The organism is Desulfosediminicola ganghwensis (assembly GCF_005116675.2).
Taxonomy (GTDB): Bacteria; Desulfobacterota; Desulfobulbia; order Desulfobulbales; family Desulfocapsaceae; genus Desulfopila; species Desulfopila ganghwensis.
This window is the reverse complement of the sequence record NZ_CP050699.1, coordinates 2,365,929-2,388,668: the sequence shown is the minus strand read 5'-3', so window position 1 is coordinate 2,388,668 and position 22,740 is coordinate 2,365,929. Positions and strand designations below refer to the sequence as shown.

Genomic DNA, 22,740 nt, shown 5'->3' with positions numbered 1-22,740 from the left:
AAACGAAAACTTTCATTCTGTACCAATTGCAGAACGCAATCTGTACAGGAAAGAGCTCATTCAAACGGACCCTGCAACAAGTGAATGCACGATGAATATGATAAGAATACGGGGCCTTGAGTGCATAACAGATGCCCCTTCGTAATGAACGGTACGGTTATCGTATATAGTTAAGATCCCAAAACATTATAGGAGTACTATTGTATCTGCCAACCATCGGCGTTCTCCATTGACTCCAATCTTTTTTTCATAGTAACAATGGTTTCTTCATCCATTTCTTCCCAACTGGTAACCTGATAGAATTCCTCGGCATCTCCCGGTTTAATAGAGACCCGTAACCGTGAAGGCAGAAGAACTACTTTCCCTGCCTCTATCTGGATACGAACAGGAGGATCCAATTTTCGGGAGAGCTTATTCACAGAGGATAGCGTGGTTATTGTTGGCTTCGCATACATGGTCACAGTGTCGAAAGTGTAACTACCCGCTGGCAGAGCCTCAGAAAAAACAAATTTTTCACCTGCGCCAGGAGTTATCCTGATAGCAATCTCATGGTTCATCGAATGGGTAAGCTCATAACTGAAAATGAACTCTCCCCTGCCACTCTTTTGCCCCATCATCGGAATAGCGAGAACCCCTACATCATTACCGGTGTTGACAGGCAGCTTCTGTGCACAGCCTGTCAATACTGCTCCGAGAACCAACAGCAGTACAAAAGTCAGTCGCTTCATCAAATCTCCTTGTTGTGTACGAGGGATGTCTCATGGCCAACTATTTATGCCTGTTTTTTGCCACTACCAGACACAGCGGCTCATTCCAAAGTTCCTTGCTGTATTAATTAGCCTGTATAAATCGCAGCTGTAAATAGGCATAAACACCTAAATATATAGGAAATAAAACGAAGCCCCTTGAATAATTACTACTTGCAGAACAAGATCTTTTGGGAAAAATCGGGATGGTAGGGCGAAAATGCGAACTTATGAGAAATTCGATCGGGCTGGCACCATCTCCATCTTTTTTTACATAATAAATGGTGCCATATCGAATTTGTGAAATGAACTGCGGAGATCAGTTTTTTTCCGCAAGACAGGCAAGTACATACTCGATATCACTCCTGGTATGAGCAGCATTGATCTGAAAGCGAATCGACTCATCTCCCCGGGGGACGACAGGAAAGGTCAAGCCGACAACCAATACTCCTTTGTTGCAGAGATGCTCCACCATCCGGCGCGTTTTGGTTGTATCACGTACCATCAGCGGCACCACCGGATGGGGGCCGGGAATAGACTCCAGACCCAAATCGGCGAGCCCCTCCCTGAACTGTGTCGTCCTGTTTTTCAGATTGGCTAACAGCTCAAGCCCCTCTTCACTGTCACAAATATCCAGGGCTTTGGTGGCAGCTGCACAATCAGCAACGCTTAACGGGTTTGTATAAATATAGGTGTCCGCCTTCTGGCGCACGGCTTCCACAACCATCTCGCTGGCCGCGATAAAGCCGCCATTCACCCCGAAAGCCTTGCCAAAAGTTCCGATAATAATGTCAGGCACAGCGCCAGCGTGCTCCGGTGTTCCTCTGCCGGTATCGCCGTAGGCACCAATACCGTGGGAATCATCGACCACTGTGATTATACCGTCACGAAAACGATTTTCATTCTCTTTGCATATCTCAATAATCCTGTCGATGGGAGCAAAATCTCCGCGCATGGAGAAGATACCGTCAAAAATTACCACAACCCGTTCGATGTCATCTGCCACTTCGCCAAAACAGCGACGCAGGTCACCCATGTCATTATGGGCAAAAATTCCCTTGTGATTACTCGGCACCCCGGAAATCCGCATGCCACGGATAATGGAATTATGATTAAGCTGATCACCAATCCAATGGGTTTTCCTGTTACCTATGGTCAGAGCCAGACCACAGTTTGAAGTATAGGCAGAATTAAAGATCTTGGCCGCAGGCTTATCGACAAACGCGGCAATTCGTTCTTCCAGCTTTTTATGATAACTGAACGTGCCATCTATAAAGCGCACTGCCCCGGGCCCCACCCCACAGGCGTGAGTCGCCTCATCGGCGGCGGAAATAAGCGCGGAGTGATTGGAAAGAGATAGATAGGAGTTGGAATTCAGACGGATAAATTCGCCATCAACACCCGCAAGGGTATATCTGGGACCACGCTCGTCTTTAGGGGGGATATAACCGGTAATCACCCTCTCCGGCGGCTTTGCCCTGCCTTCTTCTTCCAGGGATTTCAATTCAGCTACAAGGGCTGCGTCAAGTTTTTCCATGGACATTATTCTTTCTCCTCTCCCCAGCTCAGCACAACCTTACCGGAATTGCCCGAGCGCATAACGGCAAACGCCTCTTCAAATTCAGTATAGCGAAAACGGTGGGTGATCAGTTCGGAAATATCCAGACCGCTCTGGATCATGGCTGTCATTTTATACCAGGTTTCAAACATCTCACGCCCGTAAATTCCTTTGATCGTCAGACCATTGAAGACCACTGTATTCCAGTTTACTTCGGTATTCTCAGGTATAATGCCCAGCATGGCGATCTTGCCGCCATGACACATATTCTCAAGGATTGAGTTCAGGGCCGCCGGACTGCCTGACATCTCCATGGCCACATCAAATCCCTCTTTCATGCCCAGGGCATTCTGTACATCCCTCAGGTCGGTGTCAGCCGCATTGACCACGAGGGTCGCCCCCGCTTTTTTGGCAAGTTCCAGTCGATAGGGGTTGATATCAGTTACCACGACATGCCGTGCCCCGGCATGTCGTGCGACAGCGGCAGCCATGCAGCCTATGGGCCCCGCTCCGGTTATAAGCACATCCTCCCCTAGCACATCAAAAGACAGCGCGGTATGCACTGCGTTGCCCAGAGGATCAAAGCAGGTCAGAATATCGAGAGGAATGGCAGAGTCGCAGTACCATACATTAGTTTGCGGGATACAGAGATATTCAGCATACGCACCTGTCCTGTTGACACCGACACCACTTGTGTTGGGGCAGAGATGCCTTCTGCCAGCCAGACAATTCCGGCAATGCCCGCAGACCAGATGCCCTTCTCCCGAAACCAGATCACCTGGCTTGAAATCTTTGACATTTTCTCCAACCGAGGCAACTCTGCCGACAAACTCATGCCCGATGGCCATGGGTACAGGAATCGTCTTTTGTGCCCAGGCATCCCAATTGTAGATATGAACATCGGTGCCACAAATTGCGGTCCGTTCAATACGAATGAGCACATCACTTTTCCCCGGGTCGGGCAGCGGAAGATCCTGCAACCACAATCCTGGTTCTTTTTTTGCCTTGACCAGGGCTTTCATAGTTTTCATCAGTACTCCCCATCAAGTTGTATAGCTCTTAGAATTTGCGCAACCTGCACTCGAATGAAGTGTATCACAGCAGTTACCAAAAAATATATCTCCTACCACTCACCGATGCCAAGAGTTTGACTGGATATTGCATCAATTACTTTTCTCTCGGTAACTCAGAGCCGAGTAGAAATGGCACATCAGATAGTCGCCCGATTTTTTTTAACATCCTTTTTTCCACTTACCCTTCAACCTCATCTCTATTTTTGATATGATTGGTCTGTCGTGCTAATTTTTATCGATAATACAATGACGTAACCAGCAACAATTCCCACGTAATCATGACAACAGGTAATTATGCCCAGACACCTTTTCGCTGCAGCTCCTATTGCCTCAGCCACTTTCCTGGAACTCATTCAGGAATTGACCATCGGCCAACGCACAGCTGACACACCAGTCCGCTTGCACAACTTTCTGCACAAAAGGATTTTCCCTAAAATCGGTAACTTTGCAATCCAGCTTTATCTTATCTCGGAGAACAGCACGAGAGATCTGAAACCACCAGCCAATGCTGCAACGACACTCCGCTCGCGTATCCCCTCTTCAATTGCCCTCGACGAGGAACGTTTCCTAGAGCCGTTTTCCACACGAAGTCCGACCATCATTCAGGCTGAAGAGCAACCCGAATGGTTGCGACAAACAGGCAACTCAACCCATATAGTTACTCCTATTTTTGACCAGAACACCATCGTAGGAACACTCTACATCGGCTCCGCCGAAGCCTGCACCTTCAGCGCCGAACAGCTCACCGGACTTATGACACTCTGCTCCGTCATCGGTTCACGCTTAAAAAGCATGGACACCATCAGACAGCTGAAATTCTCCATGCAGGCACTCGAACGCTCCGAACAAATTCGTTCTGTACTTTTTCAGATCAGTGAGCAATCCCATAATTTCAATTCACTCCCACAACTCTATCAACAAATCCATAGCACTATAAGCACACTTGTTCATGCAGTGAATTTCAGCATTATGACCTGGTACGAAAAGGACGGGAAACTCTACTACTCGTTCCCGTACGTTTCCGACACACAATTCCCCTATCACAGCTGCCAACGTGTGGAATATGATCCGGGCCAAAAAGAATTATACTCCCTTCTCTTTTCCCATCCGGATCCGCTCCTCATCACCCCGGAGAACATTGAAGAACTCATCGATACCCATGGCCTCCACCTCACCGGCCCCCGGCCGGTCTCCTGGCTTGGGGTACCGTTCCGACGAGGGAACATCTCAGGTGCTTTGATATTACGATGCTTTACAGACATCGTTTATTCTGGTCACGACATGCGTTTCATGTCCTTTGTTGCCCGTTATATCGGTGACGCCCTCGCCCGCAAACAACAGATAAAGCAGCTACATAAAGCAAAAGAGAAAGCGGAACAGGCAGAACAGAAAAAGAGTGCCTTTCTGGCAACTATGAGTCATGAAATCCGAACTCCCATGAACGGTATTATCGGCATGACTGAAATTGCCCTGGACAAACCACTCGAAAACGATGTTCGAACATATCTTGGCATGGTTAAGACTTCTGCTAACCGTCTGCTTTCACTAATAAACGACATTCTGGACTTTTCCAAAATAGAAGCAGGTAAGCTCGATCTCGTCACCTTCCCATTCGATATCCATAAAGAAATTACTGAGACCCTCGAGCTTCTGAAAATCGGGATCGAGAAAAAACACGTGCATCTGGATTTCACCTGGGACGAGACCATACCAAAGATAGTGATCGGGGATGCAACCCGGCTCTGCCAGGTTATCACCAACCTCATCAGCAACAGCATTAAATTCACGGACTATGGCCAGGTATTGCTCTCCGTGGCGAGAACGCAAAAACATACTCCGGGCTCTCAGCAACTCGAACTTCAATTCAAGGTTCGGGATACCGGTGTGGGAATCCCCTCTGACAAACTCAATCATGTTTTTCGCCCATTCAGCCAGGTCGGCACAAGACTGGACTGCAATAAGCGCGGCACAGGGCTCGGCTTGGTCATTGTCGCAGAATTAGTCGAGAAGATGGGTGGTACAATCCAGGTAGCGAGTACACCGGGCCGCGAAACGACATTTCACTTCTCCGCGGAATTCAGGCTGCCGGCCTCACCTGTCTTAAGCCTTATCCCCCATAACCAAACATCCAGCACCGATCCGAAACTGAGGGATTCCCTTAAGGTACTGCTGGCCGAGGACGAACCCATCAACCGCACCGTTGCCACCACAGTACTTGAACGTGCCGGTTGGCAGGTAACTTCTGCGAAAGATGGTCAGGAAGCAGTGGAGATGATCCGGGATCATAAAAAGGACTTTGACCTGATCCTTATGGATATTCAGATGCCGAGAATGGACGGTTTCCAGGCGACGCGCTGTATACGTGAGTTGGAACGGATTTCCGGAAACCATGTCCCGGTAATTGCCATGACTGCATATGCAGTAAAAGGTGACCGGAAACGCTGCCTGGAAGCGGGAATGGACGGCTACATCTCCAAACCCATCAAGCCCGATAGATTTTATTACGAGATTGAATCGATCCTGCTGCCTTTACGCAAGAAAACAGTGCCGCTCGTCGCTTGACCAACACTATTGGAACTTGACATTTCAGCTCTTTATCCTGGAACTGATATAGCCCAGATACTTCTCATCGGTTCCACAGCAACCGCCAAGAATTTTCATGCCGTAGGTTGTGTTCAGCTCGAGCATCAGCTCCCCCCACTCCTGCATATCACTCTGCATCAGTACTGCCGAGCCATCCAGGTCCTCATGGTCCAGGGAAGAGGCATTGGCCTGGATACCGATCAGTCTCCTGAAAAGTTCTGGTGGTTGTTTCTCCGGCAGCACAAAAGTCGGGTGCACGCAGTTTACCATATACCCCAACGGACTGTTGCCTGAAGCTTCGTCCATAATTCGAACAGCTTCTGCCAGGTCGGTCTGGTCGAGCACCAGCCCGCGACGGTTGATGACACAGCTCATGATACATGGAACACCAATCGAAGCGCAGGCCCTGATCACACCGATTGCCTCTGATACAGCTGGAAATGTCTGGCAAATGACAACATCCACCCCCGCCGCTGCAAGTTTATGCAATTGCCAGCTGTGAAACTGTTCAGCTTCCTCGATTGAAAGTGCCTCATCCGGCTTATAGCAATCGTTTCGTGGTCCAATCAATCCACCGACAAAGAGCGGCGACGTCTCATCCTGCCATTCATCCTTCAATTGCTGCATGAAGAAGACCGCATCCCTGTTCAGCTCTGTTGACTGCCCGGCAGCCTCAAGCCGTTCGATATTGACCCGCCAGGTCGGTGCACACAGTAACGACGGTACCTGGGCCCTGCGCGCAATCTCACGATACTGACGGTATATCTCTCGCATACACTGCCTGCCATAGTCGTTGTTGACAAGGGGGGTATTGAACAAGGTTGGGTGCAGCTCAATATCTTTTCGGCGCCGCAATCGCTCTGCAACAGCCCCTTCAGTGAGCATTACCCGGCATTTTTCCAAGGTGGCGGTAAAGTCCATAATTTTCTATCGTCCTTTCAGGAGAGGGTTGCCTTTTATTGACTATTTACAGTAAAGTAGCGCGTATTCACGTACGAAAATAAAAATATTACCGTATAGTATTCATAAATGGCAAAGAAGAAACGAAAGAAAAAAGTCATCCCACCGAAACCGGCTCCGCCCCCGGAACTTTATCTACACTCAACTATCAAGCTGATCCTTACCATATCAGCGGCATTTGGTCTGCTGCTCCATTTCTGGAGTTGCTGGATTACATACGAACTGCATGGTACGTGGTGGGGCCTGTTCAGCTTTTTCATGTTTGTCGCGGCTGAAATCTATTGGACAGTGACCATTTATCTGATGAAAGGTCTTAACAGCTACTCGGTTCTGGTTGGTGGCTGGACAGGTATTCACCTGTTACTGCTCCTCTGGTCATTCTGGATTGGCCAAAAGCTTAAACGTGCCAAAACTGTTAGCCAAGTAAGGAGACAGGGGTGAGAAGTATCACCTCTCCAAAAGAGGACTAGTTATTCCTTAAATTTTTCACAATAAAAAAGGCTATATCCGCCTTTAACGGATACAGCCTTAATCTTTTCAAGAGCAACTATTGAATTGCCTTTATACCGGTCAACTCAACCACCTTCTCTGTATCAGTCTTTCTTTACCCTCATAAACGGGATACCGGCGGCAACAATAGCCAGAGCGAGGATAAGGAAATGAATGAACATATCCTTCTGGATTGCACCCCAGATGATATAGAGTGAACCGGCTCCTGCCAGAAATGGTGCTACAAACCTGCTGACAGGGCCCAGATCCGTAAATGTCTTCATTACCCAGAGATACAGGGAAAGATAGATCACATAGAGGAAGGCAATGGGCAGCTCGGAGATATCCATAAAGGCACCAAACCAGCCTGCAAAGTTGCCGTACCATACCATGAGCCAGAAGGCGGATAGCACAAAGCCGACCATGGCAGAGTTTACCGTACTGTTATAGCTGTGATTGATGGCTGCGAAGAATTTCGCCTTTGGTCCCAGTCCACGCGAAGCGATAGAGAACATCCCGCGGGAAGAGCCCATAATAAGACCATTAAGGGTTCCGAGACAGGAAATGATTACGAACACTGTGAGCAGGGTTCCGCCCAGGCGTCCAAAAATCATGGAAATAACTTCTACAGGGGCATTATTGCCAGCCTGGATCACTTCTTCATTTGACAGTACACCGGAAATACCAAGATAGTAGAGCATGTAAATGATCACTACCGCGATCGAACCGAGGAAAAGAGCCCTTGGTAAAGTCTTTTTGGCATCTTTCAGTTCCGCGTTAATGGTGGTCGCGATAATCCAGCCCTCATAAGCAAACGCTGTGGCAAGAGTTGCCACTGCCAGACCGCCACCGTTTGAGACACTCTGGGCGGAGACGGTAAAACTGGAAAAGGTCTGTCCGGTTGTAATACCGCTGCAGATACCAACCACTGCCACCAGAAAAAGTGGAATCAGTTTTATAACGGTTGCAGATACCTGCCATTTACCGGCAAGCACAGGCGAAAGTATATTCAGCAGAAAGAAGAACACCATATAAATGGCGGCAATCAACCAGACCGCACCATCAAGGCCAAGCAATCCACTTGTATAGTTTGCGGAAACCCAGGCGAGAACGGCAACCAGTGTCGGATAGTAGATAAAGGTCATAAACCAGGCAACAAGATAGCCTGCACGCCAGCCGTATGCCTCTTCGAAATAATCGACCAGGCCATTAACCTTTTGAATTCGAGTGGCAATTCTGGCAAAAACATATGCGGTCACCACCATGATGCAACCACCGATGAGCCATGCCAGCAGTGCAATCGGCAAACTGCCGTTGGCTGCCTTCAGAACATCATCAGCCTTGAAAAATACACCTGAACCTATAACGATACCAATAACCATGGCGGTAGCGGTCCAGAAACCATACTTCTTTTGCAATCCTTCCATTTGTTGCTCCTATTTCTGCAAGGTCCTCACAATACAATTACTACTCTTAGCATTTGATCAAGCAGCAGTCTGCATAACTCATTTTTCCGCAAAAGCCGAGCTATAATTCTACCGAAACCGTCATAAATACAATTTTGTCAGCTGTTTTTTGAACTATCTTCAGATAATATAGGCTCGAAACGAAAAAAATTAGAAATGAGCACATATGCTCATAAGGAGAAGAAGGCCTGGCCGATTCAGTTGAATTGTATCGACCAGGCAAAGGGAGGGGCGCACAAGAGTTACTTTAGATGGAAAAAGGTTAGGCACGGCGCCGGGCAAACAGTTTTGTGCCCACCACCACCGTGAGATAAACTCCCGCAGCAATCACAATAATTACCGGCCCACTGGGTAAATCCAAGGTGTAGCTGGTACTCAACCCGGAGAGGATAAAAACACCGCAGAGCAACACGGATAGTATCATCATCTGTTTGATACTTGATGCAAAATTACCGGCTATGGCCGCCGGCAGCGTGAGCAAGGCAATCACCATCACAATCCCGACCACCCGAACCAGAAGCACAATGGTCAGTGCTGTAAGGCAAAGTAATACTAAATAAAACCAATGGGTATGGATGCCACGTAACCCGGCGAACTCATCATCGAAGCAGATCGCCAGAAAGACATTATAAAAGAGCGCTACGACGCCCACCACCAGCACGTCCAGTGCCAGCACGAGAAAGATATCAGTTCTGGTTATCAGCAGAATGTTACCGAACAGATAGCTCATCGGGTCCACGTAGCCCGGTGTCTTTGCCAGAAACAGCAGACCAATTCCCATGCCTGCGGCCCAGAGCGCGCCTATTACACTGTCTTCCCTCTGTTTGGCAAACATGCTCACTAAAGAGAGCACCACCGCTGCCAATAATGCCACAATTACCGCCCCATAAAGCGGCGTAAACCAGCCAACGCCTACCGCATTCTGCAGATACAGGCCAATACCTATCCCGCCCAGAATACAGTGAGAAATTGCCCCGGCAATATAACTGATTCGTCGCACAACCACGAATGTGCCTATGATGCCAAAAGGAACGGAGGCAAGAATGCCTGTAATGAAAGCATACCGGATAAAAGGCAGATTCGGGTCCATAAGAGCAGCGAGGAACTCACTCATGCAGGTGTCCCTCCTCGCTGCAGGTGTGATCATGACGGATCATGCGTAAGTCGCCCCCATACATATCCTTTATCAGTTCCCCGGTCAGCTCACTGGTCGGGTGAATAACCACCCTCTTGTTGACACAGGCGATACGCTTAAAAAATTTCGATGCAAAACCGACATCGTGAGTAACCATCAAAATTGTCATTCTGGTATTTAAACCTTCAAGTAACTCAAAGAGATGCGATTCTGCCTCCTGGTCAATATTCGCGGTGGGCTCATCGAGAATAATGATTTTGCCACCCGCTGCAAGGGCACGGGCAATAAGCACCCTCTGACGCTGCCCTCCCGAAAGAGCCGCAAATGATCGATCCGCATAGTCCTCTAACCGGACTTCCCGCAATGCCTCCATTGTTTTTTCCCAGTCAGCCTTCGAGTATCGGTTCATAAAGGAATTGCCCAGCCTGCCCATACAGACCACTTCTTTCACCGAGATGGGGAACTGCTTATCATACTCTGCATACTGGGGCACATAGCCGATCAGCCGATTCCCCTCCTCGACCTTCTTGCCGAAGATAGTGATCCGGCCACGATCGGGGGCCAGTAAGCCAATCATCAGCTTTACCAGGGTGGTCTTGCCTCCACCATTAGGGCCCACTATACAGATCGAATCTTTGACATCGATCTGCAAATTGACATCGATCAGAATCTGCCTGTTCTCGTAACCAAAATCGACCCCTTCAATTTCTATGGCCGGACTGCTACCCTCTGTCACTTTATCCCCCTGTCACTCAATGCCTGCTCAATGCTATCGGCCATCACAGCGAGGTTGGCGGGCACATCCTCTGCCAGGGCATCCAGAGAGACGACCTCTCCATCGATTGCCCTGGCGATGGTCTCACCACTTTTCTGATCAAACTGAGGCTGCACGAAAATCACCTTGACCCGATCTTCCCTGGCCTTTGCCACCAGCGCTGCAATCTGCCGCGGCCCCGGAGACTTCCCGCCTGCTTCAACAGCTTTCTGCTGCAAACCGTACTCCTCTGCGAAATAACCAAAGGAAGGGTGAAAAACATAGAACGAAGAGCCTGCATATGGGGCCAATTGCTGCCCGATCCGGGCATGCAGTTCTGTCAGGCTTTTCTGCACTGCTTGCAGATTCTGGTTATATTGCTGCATGTTTTCTGCATCTTCTTCACTTAAAACGGCTGCTGTCGTCGCCGCCATGACCTCCAGGTTGACCGGCGACAACCAGACATGGGGATCCTTGGCCTCATGGTCATGATCGTCATGACCATGAGCATCATGGATGGAATGTTTCTCAATATCCCCGATCATATCGACTATGCGCAGATCAGGAGCAACCTGGCCGACTTTGTTCCGCAGCCTGTTCTCGAAAGGCATGTTCATGGTAAACCAGATTTTCGCCCTGGAAAGGGCCATTATCTGCTTTGGCGTCGGCTCAAAGGTATGAGGGTCTTGACCATTCTTCACCAGAACATTGACTGTTCCCCCATTGCCAAGGATATTCTCCACCACCCATTTCTGCGGTGGGACAGTGACAAAGACATCAATGGCCCAGCCGGCAGACGGGAAGACCAGCGCTATGCCAAAAGCCACAAAAGCTATTTGCTTTTCTAAAAATCTCATCATCGCTCAACCCTCTTTTTTTGCAGATCAGTGCAATCCTTTTTCTTCCCCTTTACCGCACACGAAGTGTACCGCATCACACTCATCACAACGCTTAAGGGAGTGCACCGCCATAAAATGCTTCATATGATTATGTTGCGCAGGTGTCAGAGAGCCGGTGCCGTTGCACAAGGGACATCGATTTTCCATTGCCATTTCAATTGCCCTTCTGATGAATTCCGATTTATTGGGAATCCGGTCGAGTATTTCCGCAAGCTCTTCATCCGCCTTAAAGGTAAAGACCCGTTCTTTTTTCATAATACACCTCCTTTCTCGTATGTATTACCATGTAATACCTGATCATGATCCGGTCAAGGAAGCTGTAGCATTTTAAGAGAAATTATCGTTATCAATTCCTGAACTTATTCTTGACTGAAAAGGTAACCAGAGGTAAGGCTGACAACGGTAAGAGATTATTAGCCCGCTCAAATCAGTGTAACATTTTGCACATTCACAACGAGAGTACTTTGCCTTATGCTGACCATTGATATACCCGGCTCTGCCCCTTTGACGTTGACCCATCTTGTTTTGGATTATAACGGCTCAATCGCGATTGATGGTGAATTGCTGCCCGGAGTAGTCCAGCGCCTGGAACAATTGCGCAGAAGCCTGACAATTCATGTCCTGACCGCCGACACCCACGGTACGGTCAGGGAAAAATTACGCGCCACCGATATAGCCGTGCATGTCATAGGTTTACAGGATCAGGTTGCCGCGAAGCGGCGGTTTGTCGAAGAACTTGGTACCCAGTTTGTTGTAGCCGCTGGTAATGGCAGAAATGATGTGCAGATGCTGAAAGCTGCCAGCCTCGGCATCTGCATAATTCAGCAGGAAGGGGCAGCCTCGGGTGTAGTGCAAGCTGCGGATCTGGTAACCACGTCCATACTTGATGCCTTGGACCTGCTGCTCGTACCCGACAGGCTGCGGGCTACCCTGAGAAATTAACGATTCAGATTTGACAGGAGCCTCAAACCGCTTTCCAACTTGCCTCTGTAAGCAGCTTTTCTCCTGCCAGCAGGCGTGCTTTAAACTGGTCGCCTGAAAGCACCTGGCCAACACCTGCCGGAGTGCCGGTCATAACAATATCGCCGTCATCCAGGGTCATGAATGAACAAATCTCCTGGAGAATAATCCGGGGGGAATAGATCATCATCGAGGTAGTGCCGTGCTGGCGCAGTTCCCCATTTACATACAGCTCTAAGGTAAGCTCGGACTCACCGTCCGGTATCGGTACAAAGGGGCTGAACAGGGCTGAACCGTCAAATGCCTTGGCCCGCTCCCAGGGTAATCCCTTCTTTTTCAAACCACTTTGCAGCTCGCGCTTGGTCAAATCAAGGCCGCAGGCAACCGCCGCAAACTGGCCGCCCTGTACCATATAGCAGATTTCCGTTTCATAATGCAGTTGCTGACCAGCATGGGATGAACACAAAACCGGGGCTATAGAAGAATTGGGTTTACAGAACACCACCATCTCTTCGGCAACCTCATTACCTAACTCTTCAATATGGGCCACATAGTTCCGGCCAACACAGACAATTTTTGCCGGAGCAATTTCACCTTCAGTCATTTTCACCTTCACCATTGTTCCTTCTCCTACTCCCTCAGCTCTCACTCCTCGCGCCTCACCTCTCACACCTCACGCCTCACGCCTCACGCCTATCTCCTACCATCCTACAGTTTATCGGCCACCTCAGTCCCTTGCGTAATAGCCCGTTGCGCATCCAGCTCAGCCGCCTTTAAGGCACCACCTATGATATGATACTTTATGTCCGCACCATCCAACTCCCGTGCCAGGCTCAGCTCCGGGACCTGGCCGGCGCACACCACGATATTATCCACGGCTAGGAAACGGTCCTCGTCATTATGGCTGATCCACAAACCGTTTTCATCAACGCTGAGATAGTCCACACCGTTCCAGAATTTGACACCGTTCTTTTTCAACTCCAGACGATGAATCCAACCCGTGGTTTTGCCAAGGGTCGCTCCCGGCTTGGTTTTCTTTCTCTGGAGCAGGTGAATCTGCCGCGCCGGAGCTGGAACCACCGCTATCCCCAGCCCTCCCCGCTGGCCGTAATCCATATCCACCCCCCATTCCGACATGAACTCTTCCACCTGACTTTTTTCATCGCCTGCCCGTTCATGCTGCAAGAGAAATCCAGCCATATCAAAGCCAATGCCGCCAGCTCCGATAATTGCTACTCTCGAACCTATCTCAGCCTTGCCGGAGAGGACATCATTATAGGCAACAACATGGTCCAGATTGCAACCGGGGATATCAACTTTTCTGGGAACCACACCCGAGGCCATCACAACCTCATCAAAACCCTCAAGATCAGACAGCTCCGCCCGATAGCCCAACTTCACGTCAACCCCATGTAGCTCAAGCTGGTTATGAAAATATCGAAGGGTTTCGGCAAACTCATCTTTGCCTGGGATATTTCTGGCCAGAAGAAACTGGCCGCCCAGCTTTTCACCCGCCTCAAAAAGCACAACCTCGTGACCACGGGCTGCCGCAGTGGTCGCACAGGCCATTCCGGCAGGGCCACCACCAACCACAGCCACCCGCTTTTTGACCGTTGCGGGTTGAAAGACCTTTTCCGTTTCCCGGCAAGCCCTCGGATTCACCAGGCAGGTAGCTGTTTTTTGTTGGAAAATGTGGTCCAGACAGGCCTGATTACAGCCGATACAGGTGTTGATCTCCTGCTCTCTGCCTTCAGCGGCCTTGTTTGGCCAATCCGGGTCTGCCAGGAATGGTCTGGCCATACTGATCATATCAGCGCAACCATCGGTCAGCAGCGATTCAGCCACCTGGGGCATGTTGATACGGTTGGTGGTAATGAGAGGAATTCCGACTTTACCCATCAACCTTTTGGTGACCCAGGCAAATCCAGCCCGTGGCACCATGGTGGCGATGGTCGGCACCCGCGCCTCATGCCAGCCGATGCCGGTATTGATGATGGTCGCACCGGCTGCCTCCACTTCTTTGGCCAACTGAACCACCTCATCCCAACTGGAGCCGTCTTTGACCAGATCGAGCATGGAGAGGCGGTAAATGATGATAAAATCAGGCCCTGCTGCTTTTCGGATAGAACGGATGATCTCAAGAGGGAAACGAATACGGTTCGTGAACGAGCCACCCCAGTCATCATCACGCTTATTTGTTTTAGAGGCAATAAACTGGTTAATCAAATACCCTTCAGAGCCCATCACCTCAACTCCGTCATAGCCCGCGTCTCTGGCCAAAACAGCGCATTTGGTAAAGTCTGCTATGGTCGAATGAATCCCCTTTGCACTCAAAGCCCAGGGCCTGAAACGATTTATTGGTGCTTTCAGTTTCGAAGGAGCCACGCAGAAAGGATGATACCCATATCGGCCGGAGTGCAGGATCTGCATACAGATCTTGCCATCTTCACCATGTACCGCTTCGGTCACTCGCTTATGGTCCTTAACCTGATCCTTATTACTCAGCCGCAGGGAAAAAGGCGCCACCCAGCCGGCTCTGTTGGGAGCTACTCCGCCGGTAACGATCAGCCCGGCTCCACCTGCGGCCCGCAGGCGAAAGTATTCAGCCATTCGGCTGAATCCGCCCTTCTCTTCTTCCAGGCCGGTATGCATCGAGCCCATCAGTATGCGATTTTTCAGTTGGGTAAAACCCAGGTCCAGGGGTTGAAACAGGAGGGGGAACGGGGATTGTGTTGATGTCATACCATTTCGTCCTTTGCGGGTAAGCGCTTGCAGCCTTCTTTGATTGAATTCAGGTGCCCGAACAACATAGTACTAAAATAATTAAATCTTCTTGCGAAAGAAAGAGTGAGTATACTATATCTTTACAGGAAATACACCATGACGTTTACGACAAGGAGAGATCCATGGATTATCAGGGTAATATCTTTCGGCCACCCAGCGAGGCGCATTCGATTCTGTTACAGGTCACCACCGGTTGCTCCCACAACAAATGTACCTTTTGCGGAATGTATAAGGGCACCAGGTTTTCCATCAAAGACGACGCCACCATCATGGCTGATATTGATTTTGCCGCCAAACATTGCCGCAGGCAAAACCGACTGTTTCTTTGCGATGGTGATGCCTTGATAATTCCACAAAAACGACTGGTGAAGATACTGGAGACAGTGCGGAAAAAACTTCCATGGCTTGAGCGGATCGGCGTCTATGCCAACACCAAAAGTATACAAAGAAAGAGTGTTGATGAGCTGAAAGAGTTACACCAACTGGGAATTGGTATCGGTTATATGGGCCTTGAGTCCGGAGATGATGTAACACTGGCCGCAATCAAGAAAGGCGCCGATTCATCGAAAATGATTGAGATGGGCAGAAAGATTCGTTCGGCTGGCATCAAGCTTTCGATCACAGTGCTGCTGGGAGTAGGCGGCACGGAAAGATCACAGCAGCATGCCACTGAGACCGGCAGGGTCTTGTCTGCCATCGACCCGGAATATGTGGGGGCCTTGAGCCTGATGCTAACCCCGAACACACCACTTTTCACTGATCAGCAACAAGGAAGGTGGCAACTGCCGGATGCCAATGGAATGCTGGAAGAACTTGGTTCCATGCTGGCGGCAACTGAACTCACCAACGGCTATTTCCATGCCAACCATGCTTCAAATTATCTGCCGATTAAGGCGAAATTGCCTGAAGACAAGAGAAAGACGCTTGAGTTGATTCAAAAGGCGCTGGCGGGAAAGGTGAACTTGAAGCCTGAATATATGCGGGCTTTGTAAGTTCAAACCATTGCCACACGAAAAAGCCCCCTGGCTGTCAGCCAGGGGGCTTTTATCTATTACATTCTGGGAATTTGCTGCTTTAGAACTTATAGCTCAGACCAGCAGTGACGAGGAAGGCGGAGGCGTTGGAGAATTCACCATCAACCGACTCGTTGCTGAAGGTGCGCTCTTCCTTGTAATCATAAAGAATGGCTAAACCAAACTCCATATTATCGCTGTAGGCATAGCGTGCACCAGCCGAGAAAAGCCAGGCGTCGGAATCGGGCAGCTCGAAGCTAGCGGTCTCTTCCGGTACCGGGTTCTCGTCATAGGCGATGCCGCCCATCAGGGTCACCTGCGGATTCAGCTCATACTCCACGCCGAGCCTGATGGCCCAGGTATCATCCCAATCCTTTACTGAGAGGTTGAATTTATCATAATAGGAATCCCCAGTAGCGTTATTATAAGTAAAATCCAGGCTTTCATATTCGGACCACTGGGTCTGATCGACAGTGAGGTCAAAAGTCCATTTGTCGTAGGTATAGGCGGCAGAGAAGGAGAGAACGCCCGGGGTCGAAACGGTGACATCACCCTCAGTAATCTCCGGATTAATGGTTATCTCTGTATCACCGTCCTCAAAATCGAGATCGATGTTGGAACGGTAGGTGACAGCAAAATTCCAGTCCTTGTTGGGCTTGAAGTTGGCCGCCAGGTTATAGCCCCAATCCACTGTATCTCCATCCAGATACCTGCTACCTGGAGGCACGGCAAAGCCTTCATTGATAACCGTCGCCTTGCTATAGGTCATGCGAACGCCACCGGCAATGGAGAACATCTCGTTGAAAGCGTAGGAAACGGTAGGGTTGAGTTCAATCACCTGCAGAGAGAACCTGCTTGAGAGAGCCTTAGCATACGGGTCTTCCCGCCAGCGCTTGGCCAACCCAAAAGGCGCTACTGAAGCGAAACCGAAACGGAAGCCGTTGTAGTCTGGAGAAACTACAAACAGGGTGGGCACAAAAAAGTGTTCCCTCTCAGAAGAGGTATCAATTGGCAACGGGTAAGGTGCTTCTCCCGCTGTCCCTTCGTAGTCTATTTCACTCAGATAAATATAGGAAAGATCAGCCTCCACATGCCAGGTGTCCTCCATCAGGTTCATGATCGCCGGATTGAAGTAAGCGGCGTCCGCCTTATCGGCGGAGGCGATGTTGGCGCCAGCCTTAGCGGTAGAATCAACAGACTGCTCCGGAATACGGAAACCGGATGCCATTACGGATGTGGCTCCAAACAACGAAGCCAATGCTACTACGGATAATACTTTTTTCATGCTTATCTCCCCTTCTATCAATTGATGTGTGATGCGCCCCATCTCTCCTGAATCTGCTTCAGCCGAACTGCCCACCTGAAGCAAAGTGTTTTTTACGGGTACATCTCCGTCCTACCAGCTCTCTCTTTCCAGCAGAACAACAAATGGATGACATGACGTTTACGTAATGGTGAATTCTTTTTCACAACACAAGCACCACGATCAGCAAATCGTCATATTCTCATTTGTCTAATATAAATTACACAAATGTCAACTATAAATAGAGCTTAAAAAGTTGTAAAACCTGTTGATTCGTCAAGATATTTCATTCAGGACAATTATTTATACTGTAGAAATTCAATTATTTATACCTATTGTCCTAACATCTGTAATTCTTCAAGAATTTCTCCCTCAAGGGGAACCGCCTTACCACTCGAGTCAATTATCACAAAAGTGATCATCGCATCGGCCGCAACCTCGCTGGATCCTTTGAATTGTATCTCCTGTTTCAGCACCGCACTCTTCTGATTGACCTGCTCTATTCCAGTGGTAACCACAACTGTGTGGCCGACCTGTACAGCCTTTCGGTAGTTTACGTTAATATTCACGACCAGAAAACCTAACCCCCGGGCAGCCCATTTCATAAGATCTATATGGGATTCAAGCCTGGCCCAGCGATCTTCCTCAAAAAACTCAAGGTACCTGGCGTTATTAACATGACCGTAAAAGTCTGCATGATATCCACGTACTTTAATTTCCGTCAGAGCATCCATGTAATTCCCCTATCCCTGTCTAACAAACATTATGAAATCACCACCTATAAGATAGGCACACTCAACACAACTGAGATTTACAATTTCAACACTTTGCACAACACACACCACGGCAACTCCGTCGCCACCTAAGTTCCCATCCCTTCGAAACGGTACCGTGGTGTGCTGATTCTCAGCCTACTCTTTACCGAAACATTTCAGAAAGGTTTGCAGCAGAGAAGGATCATTCGACTTGATCGTGCCCTTCATAAAATCCGCCATTCCTGGTCGATAGCCATCATCCCAGATCCGCAGAAAAAACTCAGGGCTGGTCTTACAAACGCAATCAGCCTGCTCTACAGTTTTACCCTCGGTGATGGTACATTCAGAACCACTCACCACCACAGTCTTTTTCACATCAGCTAAAGAGAAATAGAAGCTCTTCTGCCCATCGACCGCATCCTTGACGAAGGACTCAGCCATCTGGCTGAATGTATCATCCAACATTTTCAGATTCCTCCCTATGGCAATTAGAGCGCCTGAACTTTTTCAGTCAGCGCGGGTACAAACTGCAACAGATCGGCTACTATCAGCACGTCTGCCACCTCACCAATGGGTGCATCTTTGTCGGTATTCACGGCAACCACAAACTCAGACTTCTTCATACCGGCCAGATGCTGAATAGCACCTGAAATACCGCAGGCGAGATAGAGCTTGGGTGCAACCGTCTGTCCGGTGGTGCCGACCTGGCGGTTATGTTCAACCCATTCAGAATCGACAACCGGACGGCTTGCGCCATATTCCCCACCGAGTGCTTTAGCCAGAGCAGATATCATCGCGACATTTTCCGGTTTGCCAATACCACGGCCGGCACTGACAATGACTTCGGCTTTACTCAGATCAACGCCACCGGCCTCAGCTTCCTCATACCCCTCAAAGACCACTCGTCCCTGACCGTCAACGGCAATTTTCTCAACCTCTGGAGTACCACCGCCCTCAACCGGGGCAAATGCGCCTGCCTGCAGGGTCACCACTGTCTGCCCGGTCTTGCAAGTTACAGTACGGCGCAGCTTGGAGTTGCAGGCGGGAGCGACCATGGCTCCGTCTTTTACCTCAACCACTTCAGAGACCTGGGCAGCCTTCATGCCAAAGGCCACTCGTGGGGCGAGATCCCAGCCATAAGATGAGTGACAAAAAGCAACCATATCAGGTTGTTCTTTGGCAACAACATCCAGGATCATCTGCTTATGCAAATCAGGATTATATTCGCCACAGACAGCAGCATCTGCCAGATAAAGTTTGCCGTCATAGGCTGGTAAAACAGCATCACTGCCGGCAACAAACATCACTGTTTCTGCTCCCATGGTCTCGGCAAAGCCGAGCAACTCGGTGTAGCCTGAGAGCATCTGTCCATCCCTGTATTCCGCGATCAATACTATTTTCATGATTCCCCTCCTACTTCAGGACACTTGTTTTTTCTTTGAGAATCGAAATCAGCTTGTCAGCCAGATCACCTGCCTCACCTTCCAGCACCAGTCCGCCGCCCTTCTTCTCAGGGAAGTACATGGCAGAAGTCTCCATACGTGCATCCACCTTCAGCACATCTGCAACCGGAATAGTAAGCAACTCCTTTTTCTTGGCCTTCATGATATTAGGCAAGGTAGGGTAGCGTGGGGTGTTCAAGCCAAGCTGACAGGTCACCAGGGCCGGAACCTGAACCGTAACATTGGCCTTGATTCCACCCTCAAGTTCACGCTTGGCCTTGATTGTGCCATCATCAAAAGCGAAATCCACGATGGTTGAGACACTGGCAATACCAAGCATCTCTGCCACCAGTACGCCGACCTGACCACTGCCGCGGTCCTGGGACTGCATACCGGTAAAAATGACGTCAAAGCTTTTATCCTTGGCGTATTCAGATATAATTCCGGCTATTTCGAAAGGCTCCTTGGCCCAGGAATCAGCGTCGTCGATATGGGCGCCACGATCACAGCCCATTGCCAGCGCCTTCTTCATGGTCTCCTTGACCTTGTCCGAGCCGATGCACAGCACGGTGAGGTCAGCATCCTTGACCTGCTCTTTCAGCTGAACCGCCTGTTCAACTGCATATTCATCATATTCATTCATCCGCCAGGCCAGATCCTGATTGTCATACCAGGTACCGTTCGCGGCAACTTTAAACTTTGATTCCATGTCGGGAACCTGCTTAATGCATACCAGAATGTTCATTCTCCATCCTCCGATAACGATTCGCTTTTTTCAGCTTTGTTCAATTCAAGCCTAGTGCCCGAGCTGCTTTACTACAACCGCAATTACAATCTCTCAGCAAGCAACTCGGCGATGTCACGAGGTCTCAGTTTATCTTCGGCCTCTGCCCCCTTCACACCATCTTCAAACATTGTCAGACAGAAAGGACAGTTTGACAAAAGCGTCGGCGCACCTGTCTCTACTGCCATATTCACCCGCTTGACACTTATCCTTTCGCCTATCTTCTCCTCGGCCATGATACGCCCGCCACCGGCACTGCAACAGAACCCTTCAGCCCTGCTTTTCTCCATCTCTCTGATGGTCCCGCCAGCGGCTTCAATAAGCGCACGAGGCGCATCGTAGATATCGTTGTGACGGCCAAGATAGCAGGAGTCATGATAGGTGCAATCCAGCCCTTCGGCTTTGAGCTTGAGGCGGCCTGTTTTCAACAGTCGCTCGAGGAATACAGTGTAACTTTCCACTTCAGCTTCAAGCTCAAAGTCACGGTAATCCTTTTCCAGAGTGTTGTAACAATGCGGGCATGTTGTAACGATTTTCTTGACACCATAGCCATTGATCAGCTCAACATTCTCCATGGCAAGACTCTGGTAAAGGTATTCGTTGCCCATCTTACGCATCGGCTCACCGCAGCACTTCTCTTCCTTGCCGAGGATTCCCACTTTCACGCCTGCAGCCTCACAGAGTTGAATGAAGCTCCTGGCCACTGCGATATTGCGTTTATCAAATGAAGCGTAACAACCGACAAAGTAGAGTACATCAACTTCCGGATCTTCAGCCAGGGTCTTCACCCCAAGCTCAGCCGCCCAATCACCACGGGAGGCATAGCCCAGTCCCAGCGGGTTACCATTGACCTCGGTTGCCTCCATGGCTGCCATGGTCGCATCATCAGGGAACTCACCCTCCATAAGCACCATGGAGCGACGAACGTCGACAATCTTGCTCACATGCTCGATGGAAGCCGGGCAGATTTCCTGACAGGCCCGACAGGTGGTACATGACCAGAGAACGTCCCGGCTGAGGGTCTCTATCAGATTCGCCTCGGGATCGTTGTAGGCTACCTCGCCGATCTGATTGACCACTTTCATGGGTGACAAAGGTTTCTCGGTATTCCAGGCCGGACAGCGATCCTGACAGCGCTTGCACAGGGTGCAGGCGTCGGCATCGAAGATATCTTTCCAGGTCAGCTCCTTTACAGAAGTTGCACCAAAGGTTTCAGCATCCTCGTCCTCAAGATCGAGGGAACGAAGCTTTCCTTTCGGGCCCCTGTCTGCAAAAATGTAATTCGCGCTGGTAGTAAGTATATGACGAAACTTGGTGAATGGAATAAGAGCAATAAAGCCCATCACCAGCAGCAGATGAAACCACCAGGTAAGTTTATGGATAAGCCGCAGGCTGTCTTCACCCATCCAGGCTACAGACTGCGCCAGCAGATAACCTACGGGAGACCAGAGCGCGACCGGCGTTCCTAGCTCGGTGACGGCCATGCGGCTACCTTCAATTACGAAGCCGGTAAGCAGGATGATGGTCATCAGCCCGTGCATAATGGCATCGTCTCTTTTGGTCTCGAGTCCTTCAGGTCTAAAAAAATACCGCCGGACAAAGAGAGCGCTCAAAAAAACAATTGAAGCGAGTCCGGCGATATCCAGAGTAACTGAAAAGATTTTATAGAAATTGCCGACCAGAAATTTATAACCGAAAAGCAGGTCTGTGAAATCCGCCTGAATAACGATAAGCGTGGTTCCTATAAGCAGCAGAAACCAGCCCCAGAAGAATATGCCGTGGAATAGACCAGGAATCTTCACCTGGGTTACTTTTTTCTGGAAGATGGCATTGTTCAGCATTGCGCCTATCCGGCTACCGAGCTGATCCGTTCGTTCCAGCGGCAGCCCCTGCCTGTACACATCCAGTTTTTTTCGAAAAGCCCATACAACAACACCTACAGCAACGACTACTAGAAGATACATAGGGACAAGGGTTGCAGCGCCATGCCCCACGTTCCAATAAATCTCACGGGTAAATTCCATCGCTCTCTCCAT

At 49.6% G+C, this 22,740-nt stretch carries 21 protein-coding genes; 4 read left to right on the top strand and 17 right to left on the bottom strand.

From position 1 onward, the window contains the following. Window positions 1-197 precede the first annotated feature (197 nt). The 3 genes from FCL45_RS10115 to tdh all read right to left on the bottom strand — a co-directional run bounded on the left by FCL45_RS10115 (window position 198) and on the right by tdh (window position 3,326). A complete protein-coding gene (locus FCL45_RS10115; RefSeq protein ID WP_136796311.1) occupies window positions 198-728 on the bottom strand; it encodes a hypothetical protein in 531 nt (176 codons plus the stop codon). Window positions 729-1,065: 337 nt separating this feature from the next. Further along, window positions 1,066-2,289 (bottom strand): aminotransferase class I/II-fold pyridoxal phosphate-dependent enzyme, encoded by a 1,224-nt coding sequence (locus FCL45_RS10110; protein WP_136796310.1) that lies wholly within the window; start codon window positions 2,287-2,289, stop codon window positions 1,066-1,068. Then, window positions 2,289-3,326, bottom strand: coding sequence for an L-threonine 3-dehydrogenase (tdh, locus tag FCL45_RS10105; RefSeq protein ID WP_136796432.1), 1,038 nt, complete (start codon window positions 3,324-3,326; stop codon window positions 2,289-2,291). Before tdh ends, FCL45_RS10110 begins: the two co-directional genes overlap by 1 nt. Window positions 3,327-3,671: 345 nt before the next feature. Between tdh and FCL45_RS10100 the strand changes: the two genes are divergently transcribed. Next, the gene (locus tag FCL45_RS10100; protein WP_136796309.1) at window positions 3,672-5,939 is read left to right on the top strand and encodes a GAF domain-containing hybrid sensor histidine kinase/response regulator; all 2,268 of its coding nucleotides are present in this window, start codon (window positions 3,672-3,674) and stop codon (window positions 5,937-5,939) included. A gap of 24 nt (window positions 5,940-5,963) precedes the next feature. Here FCL45_RS10100 and FCL45_RS10095 read toward each other — a convergent pair whose 3' ends face one another. Then, a complete protein-coding gene (locus FCL45_RS10095) occupies window positions 5,964-6,881 on the bottom strand; it encodes a homocysteine S-methyltransferase family protein (RefSeq protein ID WP_136796308.1) in 918 nt (305 codons plus the stop codon). Between the two features lie 108 nt (window positions 6,882-6,989). On the opposite strand from FCL45_RS10095, the gene FCL45_RS10090 reads away from it, so the two are divergent. Continuing rightward, window positions 6,990-7,361, top strand: a complete 372-nt coding sequence (locus tag FCL45_RS10090) for a hypothetical protein (RefSeq protein WP_167495693.1) — start codon at window positions 6,990-6,992, stop codon at window positions 7,359-7,361. 152 nt (window positions 7,362-7,513) lie between these two features. Here FCL45_RS10090 and FCL45_RS10085 read toward each other — a convergent pair whose 3' ends face one another. The 5 genes from FCL45_RS10085 to FCL45_RS10065 form a co-directional block, all read right to left on the bottom strand. Then, window positions 7,514-8,836, bottom strand: coding sequence for an APC family permease (locus tag FCL45_RS10085; RefSeq protein WP_136796306.1), 1,323 nt, complete (start codon window positions 8,834-8,836; stop codon window positions 7,514-7,516). Window positions 8,837-9,137: 301 nt separating this feature from the next. After that, window positions 9,138-9,989 (bottom strand): metal ABC transporter permease, encoded by an 852-nt coding sequence (locus tag FCL45_RS10080; protein WP_136796305.1) that lies wholly within the window; start codon window positions 9,987-9,989, stop codon window positions 9,138-9,140. Further along, the gene (locus FCL45_RS10075; RefSeq protein WP_136796304.1) at window positions 9,982-10,746 is read right to left on the bottom strand and encodes a metal ABC transporter ATP-binding protein; all 765 of its coding nucleotides are present in this window, start codon (window positions 10,744-10,746) and stop codon (window positions 9,982-9,984) included. The genes FCL45_RS10080 and FCL45_RS10075 overlap by 8 nt, the downstream gene beginning before the upstream one ends. Beyond that, window positions 10,743-11,624, bottom strand: coding sequence for a metal ABC transporter solute-binding protein, Zn/Mn family (locus tag FCL45_RS10070; RefSeq protein ID WP_136796303.1), 882 nt, complete (start codon window positions 11,622-11,624; stop codon window positions 10,743-10,745). Before FCL45_RS10070 ends, FCL45_RS10075 begins: the two co-directional genes overlap by 4 nt. Before the next feature lie 24 nt (window positions 11,625-11,648). Beyond that, window positions 11,649-11,918, bottom strand: a complete 270-nt coding sequence (locus FCL45_RS10065) for a CopG family transcriptional regulator (protein ID WP_136796302.1) — start codon at window positions 11,916-11,918, stop codon at window positions 11,649-11,651. A gap of 216 nt (window positions 11,919-12,134) precedes the next feature. Here FCL45_RS10065 and FCL45_RS10060 point away from each other — a divergent pair, with 216 nt between their 5' ends. After that, window positions 12,135-12,605: an HAD family hydrolase gene (locus FCL45_RS10060; protein WP_136796301.1), complete on the top strand. Its 471-nt coding sequence runs from the start codon at window positions 12,135-12,137 to the stop codon at window positions 12,603-12,605. Window positions 12,606-12,627: 22 nt separating this feature from the next. Here the strand turns inward: FCL45_RS10060 and FCL45_RS10055 are convergent, their stop codons facing one another. Further along, entirely contained in the window at window positions 12,628-13,242 is a 615-nt protein-coding gene (locus FCL45_RS10055; protein ID WP_136796300.1) for a fumarylacetoacetate hydrolase family protein, read from the bottom strand. A gap of 89 nt (window positions 13,243-13,331) precedes the next feature. Further along, the gene (locus tag FCL45_RS10050) at window positions 13,332-15,365 is read right to left on the bottom strand and encodes an NADPH-dependent 2,4-dienoyl-CoA reductase (RefSeq protein WP_136796299.1); all 2,034 of its coding nucleotides are present in this window, start codon (window positions 15,363-15,365) and stop codon (window positions 13,332-13,334) included. A 164-nt stretch (window positions 15,366-15,529) separates the two neighbouring features. Here FCL45_RS10050 and FCL45_RS10045 point away from each other — a divergent pair, with 164 nt between their 5' ends. Beyond that, on the top strand, window positions 15,530-16,399 hold the full coding sequence (locus FCL45_RS10045) for a radical SAM protein (protein ID WP_136796298.1): 870 nt from the start codon (window positions 15,530-15,532) through the stop codon (window positions 16,397-16,399). An 82-nt stretch (window positions 16,400-16,481) separates the two neighbouring features. Here the strand turns inward: FCL45_RS10045 and FCL45_RS10040 are convergent, their stop codons facing one another. From FCL45_RS10040 to FCL45_RS10015, 6 genes are all read right to left on the bottom strand, one after another. Beyond that, window positions 16,482-17,705 (bottom strand): OmpP1/FadL family transporter, encoded by a 1,224-nt coding sequence (locus tag FCL45_RS10040; protein ID WP_136796297.1) that lies wholly within the window; start codon window positions 17,703-17,705, stop codon window positions 16,482-16,484. A gap of 350 nt (window positions 17,706-18,055) precedes the next feature. Continuing rightward, the gene (locus tag FCL45_RS10035; RefSeq protein ID WP_136796296.1) at window positions 18,056-18,457 is read right to left on the bottom strand and encodes an acyl-CoA thioesterase; all 402 of its coding nucleotides are present in this window, start codon (window positions 18,455-18,457) and stop codon (window positions 18,056-18,058) included. Window positions 18,458-18,634: 177 nt separating this feature from the next. Next, window positions 18,635-18,943: a hypothetical protein gene (locus tag FCL45_RS10030; protein WP_136796295.1), complete on the bottom strand. Its 309-nt coding sequence runs from the start codon at window positions 18,941-18,943 to the stop codon at window positions 18,635-18,637. A 23-nt stretch (window positions 18,944-18,966) separates the two neighbouring features. Further along, on the bottom strand, window positions 18,967-19,881 hold the full coding sequence (locus FCL45_RS10025; RefSeq protein WP_136796294.1) for an electron transfer flavoprotein subunit alpha/FixB family protein: 915 nt from the start codon (window positions 19,879-19,881) through the stop codon (window positions 18,967-18,969). A 10-nt stretch (window positions 19,882-19,891) separates the two neighbouring features. Further along, window positions 19,892-20,665 carry an electron transfer flavoprotein subunit beta/FixA family protein gene (locus FCL45_RS10020; protein ID WP_136796293.1) on the bottom strand — a complete coding sequence of 258 codons (774 nt, stop codon included), beginning with the start codon at window positions 20,663-20,665 and terminating at the stop codon, window positions 19,892-19,894. Window positions 20,666-20,748: 83 nt separating this feature from the next. After that, window positions 20,749-22,728 carry a heterodisulfide reductase-related iron-sulfur binding cluster gene (locus tag FCL45_RS10015; protein WP_136796292.1) on the bottom strand — a complete coding sequence of 660 codons (1,980 nt, stop codon included), beginning with the start codon at window positions 22,726-22,728 and terminating at the stop codon, window positions 20,749-20,751. Window positions 22,729-22,740 lie beyond the last annotated feature (12 nt).